Consider the following 8,037-nt stretch of genomic DNA (forward strand, 5'->3'; position numbering starts at 1 on the left):
GCCCCAGCTGGCCGGCGGCGACATCAGCGTCGAACAGGTCCGCGGCTGGGGTGTCCTGGTGCGCGCCGACCTGCCCTACGCGATGCCGACCCCGTTCACCGCCCGCGAAGCCGAAGTCCTCGAACTGCTGCGCCAGGGCCTGACCTACCGGGAGATGGCCAGCCGGCTCGGCCTGTCCGCGAAGACCGTGGAGAAACACGTCGCCGCGATCATGCGCAAGACCGGCACCTCCAACCGCACCGCGGCGGTCGTCACCGCCCTGGACAACGACTGGGTGGGGAATCTCCCCCATACCGGGGAGCACCCGAGCGGGTCTTGACTGGCGGCATGCCCGTCGTCGCCATGAAGGACATCCTCGACCGCGCGCTCGCCGAGCGGTACGGGGTGGCCGCCATCAACATCGTCAACGACCTGACCATCGAGGCGGTCCTCGCCGCCGCGGTCGAGGAACAGGCGCCGGTCATCCTGCAGACCTCGGTGAAGACGGTCCGCATGTACGGCCGCTCCCGGCTCTACGACATCTTCCACACCTACGCCCACGACATCCCGATACCGGTCACCCTGCACCTGGACCACTGCCCCGACCGGTCGGTCATCTCCGACTGCCTGGCCGGCGGCTGGAACTCCGTGCTGTTCGACGCCCACGAGCTCGACGTCGCCGAGAACCTCAAGCAGACCACCGAGGTCGTCGCCGAAGCCCGCCGCACCGGCGCCCACGTCGAAGGCGAGATCGAAGGCATCCAGGGCGTCGAGGATGACATCGGCTCCGACGACGCCCCCACCGTGCAGAGCCTCGAGGTCGCCGTCGACTTCATCCAGCGCACCGGCGTCGACTGCTTCGCCCCGGCCATCGGCAACGCTCACGGCCAGTACAAACAGGCACCCGTCCTGAACGCCCAGCGGGTCAGCGACCTGGTCGCCGCCACCGGCATCCCGATGGCCCTGCACGGCGGAACCGGCCTGTCCGACGCCCAGTTCACCGACCTGATAGCCCGCGGCTGCGCCAAGGTCAACATTTCCACCGCGCTCAAGGAGACCTACCTCAAATCCAGCCTCGAGTTCCTGCGCGAGGCCGCCGAGCGCGACAAATGGGACCCGCCGTCGCTGTTCCGGCGCCAGCGCGAGGCGGTCGTCGAGATGGCCCGCCACCACATCCGGCTGTTCGGCGGGACGGGACACGCATGGTGAGCGCCCTCATCTTCGACTGCGACGGCGTGCTCGCCGACACCGAACGGCACGGCCACCTGCCCGCGTTCAACGCCACCTTCGACCAGTTCGGGCTGCCCGCGCACTGGAGCGAGGACGACTACGCCGAGAAACTGAAGATCGGCGGCGGCAAGGAACGCATGGCCTCGCTGTTCACCGACCCGGCCTTCGCCGCGGCCGCGGGCGACGCCGACCGTACCGAACTGTTGCGCAGCTGGCACCAGGCAAAGACCGCGACCTTCACCAAGCTGGTCGCCGAGGGCCGGATCCCGGCCCGTCCGGGCATCGCCCGGATCATCCATGCCGCACTCCAGGCAGGCTGGACGGTCGCGGTCGCCTCGACGTCAGCAGAGGATTCGGTACGCGCAGTGCTCGCCAACGCCGTCGGCGCGGCAACCGCCGGCCGGATCCCGGTGTTCGCCGGCGACGTCGTCCCCGCCAAGAAACCCGACCCGGCGATCTACCAGCTCACCGTCGACCGCCTCGGACTCGACCCCGCCGACACCCTGGTCGTCGAGGACTCCCGCAACGGACTGCTCGCCGCCACCCGCGCCGGACTCGGCTGCCTCGTCACCGTCAACGGCTACACCCGCGACGAGGACTTCACCGAAGCGCTGCTGGTCGTCTCCGATCTCGGCGACCCCGGCCGCCCCGACATCGAAGTGCTGGCCAACCGGAGCAAGGCGCGCCCGGGGCCCTACCTGACGCTGGACGATCTGCGCGCCTGCCTGGAGGCACAGTCATGAGCGGGAACGCGCTACGTCACGCACGGCAACGGCCCGCAGGTCGGGCTGCTGGCGCTGAAGGAGGATGCCTACGCCGACGGCGATCCGTACCCGCTCGACGTGCTCGACGCCGAGACCGAGGGGCAGATCGGCTACGTCGTCGAATCCGCGCTCGACGACGCGATCGACCACCAGGACACGGTCACGGTCATCACCCGCGTCGTGGTCGACGCCGAGGATCCAGCGTTCCGCGACCCCACCAAGTTCGTCGGGCCGGTGTACGGCGCGGAGCGGGCGGCCGAACTCGCCGCCGAGCGCGGCTGGGACGTCCGGGCGGACGGCGACCGCTGGCGCCGCGTCGTCCCGTCCCCGCTGCCCCGCCGCGTCGTGCAGCTGGCCGCGATCCGCGCCCTTGCGGCGGGCGGGTTCCTCGTGGTCTGCGCCGGCGGGGGCGGGGTCCCCGTCGTCGCCGACGGCGGGCGGCTCGTCGGGGTGGAGGCCGTGATCGACAAGGACCGGACGTCCGCCCTGCTGGCCGAGGGCCTCGGCGCGGAGGTGCTCGTCCTCGCCACCGACGTCGACGCGCTCTACACCGGCTGGGGTGGTCCGGCGCCGCGGCCGGTCGCGGCGGCGTCGCCCGCCTGGTTGCGGGAGCAGGCCTTCGCCGCGGGCTCGATGGGGCCGAAGGTCGAGGCCGTGTGCGCCTTCGTCGAGGCCACCGGCGGCCGGGCGGCCATCGGCCGCCTCGAGGACCTGGCGGGCCTCGTCGCCGGGGACGTGGGCACGCAGGTCCACGCCGGGGCGGGCCGCGTCACGTACCGCGCGGACGCGAGCACCGCGACGACCGCGATCCCACACGACCCCGGCGGATCGACCGGCCGCGTCGGTGCGGCCGGCCCCGCGCTCTCCGCCGGACGGGGCGCGGCCTCGTGAGCACCGAACCCGCGAGGACTCGGCCCAGCGTCCGCCGTCGGGTCGCCTCCGAGGTCACGCACAGCCCGTTCGGCGCCGACCGCTTCGGCCGGACGGCGGAGCGCTTCGCGCGACTCTTCGGCACGCCCCAGTTCATCCTCGGCCAGACCGTCCTCGTGGCGGTCTGGATCGCGCTGAACGGGGTCGCCGTCGGGATGCGCTGGGACCCCTACCCGTTCATCCTGCTGAACCTGGCGTTCTCGACCCAGGCCGCCTACGCCGCCCCCCTGATCCTGCTGGCGCAGACCCGGCAGGCCGACCGCGACAAGGTGACGGCGACCGAGGACGCGCGCATGGCGGAGGCCCAGCGCGCGCACGTCCAACTCCAGACCGACGGCCTGCGGGACCTGCTCCGCGTCAACACGGAGCTGACCGAGCGGATCGCGCTGCTGGCCGAGGAGCTCCACGCCGCGGAGGAGCGCCACCACCGGCGCCCAGCCGCCCCGACCGATCAGGCGTCGTCGAGCAACCCGTGATCGAGCGCGTAGCGGACGAGCTCCGCGCGCGTCGTCAGCGAGAGCTTCTGCTGGATGTGTGCCCGGTGGGTCTCGACCGTGCGGACCGAGAGGAAGAGCTGCTCGCCGACCTCGGCGTTGGTGTGGCCGAGGGCGAGCAGCCGCAGGACCTCGGCCTCGCGGCCGGACAGGTCGCCCGGCGGGCCCGCGGGCTTCTCGGGCATCGCGACGAGCCGGGCGCCGAGGGACGGGTTGAGGTACGTCTGCCCGTCGGCGGCGCGCCGGACCGCCTCGACGAGCTCGGCATCCGCGGACTCCTTGAGGACGTAGCCCATCGCCCCGGCCCGCAGCGAGCGGCGGGCGTACTCCGGATCCTCCTGCATCGTCAGGACGACCGTGGCGGTCAGCGGCGACTTCGTCCGCACCTGCGGGATCGCCTCGAGCGACGTCAGCGTCCCGGGCATGTTGAGGTCCAGGACGAGGACGTCCGGCTTGTGGCCGAGGACGGCGCGCAGCGTCCCGTCGACGTCGCCGGCCTGGGCGACGACCTCGATCCCCTCCTCGCCGCCGAGCAGCAGGGCGAGACCGGCCCGGACCACCTGGTGGTCGTCCGCGAGGACGATGCGGATGGTGCTCATCCGTCGAGCCTACGCCGCCATCCCGTCGAGGCATCCGCCGGTTCGCGCGGCGCCTCGGCCGATCGTCCGGCGATCCCGGCTACCCTCGGTCCCGTCGTGCCCGCACCCATCGACGCCTCGCAGCGCCACGTCGCCCGCCTCGAGGGGCTCCTCGCGGCGGGCCGTGCGCTCACCGCCGAGCTCGACCTGTCGACGATGCTCGACCGGCTGCTCGTCGCCGCGCGGGACCTGACCGGCGCGCGGTTCGCGGCGCTCGGGGTCCTGGACGCCGAGCGCACCGGGCTCGCCGAGTTCCTGACCCTGGGGCTCGACGAGGAGACCCGCGACACCATCGGCGACCTCCCGCGCGGCCACGGGATCCTCGGCCTGCTGATCGACCAGCCGACCCCGATCCGGCTGCACGACATCTCGCAGCACCCGCGCAGCTACGGCTTCCCGCCGGGCCACCCGCCGATGCGCAGCTTCCTCGGCGCCCCGATCACGGTGCACGGCCGGATCTGGGGCAACCTCTACCTGTCCGAGAAGGCGACGGCCGAGGACTTCGACGACCACGACGTCGACTCGATCGTGACGCTCGCGCAGTGGGCGGGGATCGCGATCGACAACGCCCGCCTCTTCGCCGAGTCGGCCCGCGGCCGCGCGGAGGTCGAGCGGACGATGCGCACGACGATCGAGATCGCCGCGGCGATCGGGTCCGACACCGACCTCTCCCCGATCCTCGCGCTGATCGCCGAGCGGGCGCGCGAGCTCGTGGACGCGCACGGCCTGCTGATCTGGCTGCGCGAGGGCGACGACCTCCGGATCGCGGCGGTGGCGGGGGAGGAGCACGTGCCCGGCGAAGCGGCGATCCCGGTCGACGGCTCGACCGCCGGCGAGGCGCTCCGGACCGGCCGGCCCGTCCGCGTCGCGGACGCCCAGGCGCTGCTGACGGACCCGGCCGAGTTCGGCATGGGCGCGGCCCGCAGCGCGCTCGTCGTCCCGCTCACCCACCGCGGCCAGGGGCTCGGGGTGCTCGTCGCGTTCGACCGGCTCGGGACGACCGCGACGTTCGCGGCCGACAACGAGCGGGCCCTCGTCGCGTTCGCCGCCAGCGCGTCGACCGCGGTGGCGACGGCGCGTCTGGTGGAGCGCCAGCGGCTCCAGGACACGATGGCCGCCGCCGAGGCCGAGCGGACCCGCTGGGCGCGGGAGCTGCACGACGAGACGCTCCAGGGCCTCGCGTCGCTGAAGCTCCTGCTCGCGGGATCGCTCAGGGCGCCGCCTGAGCTCGCGCGGCCCGCGGTCGAGGCCGCGGTCGGCCAGGTCGAGCACGAGATCACGGCGCTCCGGGCGATCATCGCGGACCTGCGGCCCGCGGCCCTCGACGAGCTCGGCCTCGAGCCGGCGCTGCGCACCCTGGTGGGCCGCGTGACGACCGGGACGACCCTCCGGGCGCGGCTCGACCTCGAGGTCGGGCAGGCGCGGCTGGCGCCCGAGATCGAGACGATCGCCTACCGCGTCGCGCAGGAGGCGCTGACGAACGTCGTCAGGCACGCGGGCGCGGCGCACGCCGAGGTCGAGGTCCGCCTGGAGTCGGGGCGCTTCCGGCTGCGCGTCACCGACGACGGCCGCGGGCCCGTCGGCGGCGAGCGGAGCGCACCCGGCTACGGGATCGTCGGCATGCAGGAGCGTGCCGCGCTCGCCGGCGGCGTCGTGACGGTCGCGGGCGGCGCGGACGGCGGCACCGTGGTCGAGCTGGACCTGCCGCTGCGCTGAGTGCGTAGGAATCACGGACTCCCCGGCGGTCGGTCCCGGATGTCGCGGCGCCCCTCCGGGCGGACGATGTCCCCATGAGCTCGAGTGCCCCCACCGACCGTCCCGCCGTCGTCGTCATCGGGGGCGGGATCGCCGCGCTGGAGACGGTCCTGGCGCTCCACGACCTGGCCCCGGGCCTGCTGGACGTGACGATGATCGCGCCGGAGCCGGAGTTCGCCCTGCGGCCGCTGAACGTCGCCCGGCCGTTCGCCCGCGGCCACGCGGACCGGCTCGACCTGGCCGGGTTCATGGAGGAGCACGGCGGGCGCTTCCGCCGCACCGCGGTCACCGGCGTCGACGCCGACCGCCGGACCGTCCGCTGCTCCACCGGGACCGACGAGCGCTACGACCGCCTCGTCGTCGCGGTCGGCGCGAACGCCCGTCCCGCCTTCGGTCACTGCCTGACGTTCGGCTCCGACTTCCTCGCCATCGGCGGGCTCCTGGCGGACCTCGAGGAGGGCTACTCGCGCAGCGTCGCGTTCGTGGTCCCCGACGGCTGCTCGTGGCCGCTGCCGCTCTACGAGCTCGCGCTGATGACCGCCCAGGACGTGTGGGGGATGGACGTGCACGACGTGCGGCTGCACGTCGTCACCCCGGAGCGGGTCCCGCTCGAGGTCTTCGGCGCGGAGGCCGGCGCGGCCGTCGCCGACCTGCTGCGCGCGGCCGGCATCACGCTGCACGCCGGCGTCCGCGCCGAGGTCCCCCGCAACAACCACGTCGACCTCGGCGGCGGCGAGGACCTCCACGTCGAGCGCATCGTCGCGCTGCCGCTGCTGGAGGGCCCGCGCGTCGAGGGCCTGCCGAGCGACGCCCAGGGCTTCCTGCCGGTCGACCGCTACGGCTCCGTCGTCGGCGTCGACGCGGTCTGGGCCGCCGGGGACGCCACGACGCACGCGATCAAGCAGGGCGGCCTGGCGTGCCAGCAGGCCGACGCCGTGGCGACGTGCATCGCCGCGCACGCCGGGGCCCACGTCTCGGCCATGCCGTACGTGCCCGAGCTCCGCGGTCGCCTGCTGACCGGTCACGGCGACCGCTTCCTGCGCCGCGGGCCGGGGGAGACGGGCCGCAGCGAGGCGGACGAGCGGCCGCTCTGGTGGCCGCCGTCGAAGGTCTCCGGTCACTACCTGTCGCCGTACCTCGACGCCCGCGGCCTGGTCCACCTGGACGTGCACGAGGACCGCCGGGCCGACGGGGTCGACGTGCAGCTGCAGTTGGGCTGACGCGGCGTGGACGACCCGGGAGGCCGGCCGGCCGTCGGGCACGCACGCGGTACCCGGCGACCCGCGGGTCGTCCCGACGGGCTTGCATCTCCCCGGCAGAGGGCTAGCGTGTTGACGGGGGAAGCCCGTGCCGCGCGACGCGTGAGCCGCTTCCCGCCAGGACCGAGATGGCCGGGCCGCACGAAGAGGCGACCGGGTCCCGATACGGGCCCCGAGGGTCCGGGACGAGGAGGTGCGTATGCGGGATCCCCGGAGCGCACCGCGCGATCAGATCTCCGGCGTGGCCTACCGCGCCGATCGGCAGCGGCCCACGGACGGCGCGGCATGACGGGGTCGTGCGGCGTCGAGCTCGTCGGACCGCCGGCGACCACCCGTGCCCGAGGCCTCGGGCACGGGTCCGCCATCGTCGACGGTGAGCGCTGATGGCGACGCTCAGCGAGCTCCGGGACGACGACCTGGCGTGGGCCGTGGTCCTCCGCGAGCGCACCCGCCTGGCCGACGCGTTGCACGACGGGGCGCTGCAGGAGGTCGTGGCTCTGAGGCGGAACTGCACGGACGCGATCGACGGCGATCGGGTGGCGCTGGGCGGCCTGCAGGACGGTCTGCGCCGGATGACGGCCGAGCTGCGGGCCCTGACCGGAGCGATGCACGAGCCGTCGCTCGACGAGGTCACCCTCCGTGAGGCCGTCGAGCGCGTCGTCGGCGCGTTGCGGATCCGGGCGCGACTCGAGATCGCGGTCGACATCGATGCGGCCACGAACGGGTACAACGACCCGGTCGTGCGCGAGACCGTCCGCGAGCTCCTGACGAACGTCGCGCAGCACGCGAACGCGACGACGGTGGCGGTGACGATCGCGCTCGTCGGGAACGAGCTGCAGCTGCGCGTCGTGGACGACGGTATCGGCTTCGACCCGGTCGCGGCAGGCCTGGCACGGAGCTCGGCGCGCCGCTGCCCGAGGTCCCGGAGGAGGCCGACATCGAGGGCTCGAAGAGCCGTTCCACGCTGATCGCCGAGCTCGCGCGCCGC

Annotated in this window: 8 protein-coding genes and 1 pseudogene; 8 read left to right on the top strand and 1 reads right to left on the bottom strand. The window is 74.0% G+C overall.

Annotated elements, in window-relative coordinates:
• The 5 genes and pseudogenes from AB0L40_RS24990 to AB0L40_RS25010 all read left to right on the top strand — a co-directional run.
• Positions 1 to 319, top strand: a 319-nt coding sequence (locus AB0L40_RS24990) for a helix-turn-helix transcriptional regulator (protein WP_364361053.1), incomplete at its 5' end; no start/stop codon positions are given.
• 8 nt (positions 320 to 327) lie between these two features.
• The gene (locus tag AB0L40_RS24995; RefSeq protein WP_364361055.1) at positions 328 to 1,188 is read left to right on the top strand and encodes a class II fructose-bisphosphate aldolase; all 861 of its coding nucleotides are present in this window, start codon (positions 328 to 330) and stop codon (positions 1,186 to 1,188) included.
• A complete protein-coding gene (locus AB0L40_RS25000) occupies positions 1,182 to 1,952 on the top strand; it encodes an HAD-IA family hydrolase (RefSeq protein ID WP_364361057.1) in 771 nt (256 codons plus the stop codon). Before AB0L40_RS24995 ends, AB0L40_RS25000 begins: the two co-directional genes overlap by 7 nt.
• A 27-nt stretch (positions 1,953 to 1,979) precedes the next feature.
• A pseudogene (locus tag AB0L40_RS25005) lies at positions 1,980 to 2,864 on the top strand (hypothetical protein); the annotation flags it as partial.
• Positions 2,861 to 3,379: a DUF1003 domain-containing protein gene (locus AB0L40_RS25010; RefSeq protein WP_364361060.1), complete on the top strand. Its 519-nt coding sequence runs from the start codon at positions 2,861 to 2,863 to the stop codon at positions 3,377 to 3,379. The pseudogene AB0L40_RS25005 and the gene AB0L40_RS25010, both read left to right, overlap by 4 nt.
• Here the strand turns inward: AB0L40_RS25010 and AB0L40_RS25015 are convergent.
• Positions 3,355 to 3,996: a response regulator transcription factor gene (locus tag AB0L40_RS25015; RefSeq protein WP_364361062.1), complete on the bottom strand. Its 642-nt coding sequence runs from the start codon at positions 3,994 to 3,996 to the stop codon at positions 3,355 to 3,357. The two genes, AB0L40_RS25010 and AB0L40_RS25015, sit on opposite strands and share 25 nt — an antisense overlap.
• A 96-nt stretch (positions 3,997 to 4,092) precedes the next feature.
• Between AB0L40_RS25015 and AB0L40_RS25020 the strand changes: the two genes are divergently transcribed.
• The 3 genes from AB0L40_RS25020 to AB0L40_RS25030 all read left to right on the top strand — a co-directional run bounded on the left by AB0L40_RS25020 (position 4,093) and on the right by AB0L40_RS25030 (position 8,017).
• Complete coding sequence (locus AB0L40_RS25020; protein WP_364361064.1) at positions 4,093 to 5,751, top strand: GAF domain-containing sensor histidine kinase; 1,659 nt, start codon at positions 4,093 to 4,095, stop codon at positions 5,749 to 5,751.
• A 74-nt stretch (positions 5,752 to 5,825) separates the two neighbouring features.
• Positions 5,826 to 7,010, top strand: a complete 1,185-nt coding sequence (locus AB0L40_RS25025) for an FAD-dependent oxidoreductase (protein ID WP_364361066.1) — start codon at positions 5,826 to 5,828, stop codon at positions 7,008 to 7,010.
• A 422-nt stretch (positions 7,011 to 7,432) separates the two neighbouring features.
• Entirely contained in the window at positions 7,433 to 8,017 is a 585-nt protein-coding gene (locus tag AB0L40_RS25030) for an ATP-binding protein (protein ID WP_364361068.1), read from the top strand.
• The last annotated feature ends 20 nt before the right edge of the window (positions 8,018 to 8,037 follow it).

Origin of the sequence: Patulibacter sp. NPDC049589, assembly GCF_040675535.1 — a bacterium.
Taxonomy (GTDB): Bacteria; Actinomycetota; Thermoleophilia; order Solirubrobacterales; family Solirubrobacteraceae; genus Patulibacter.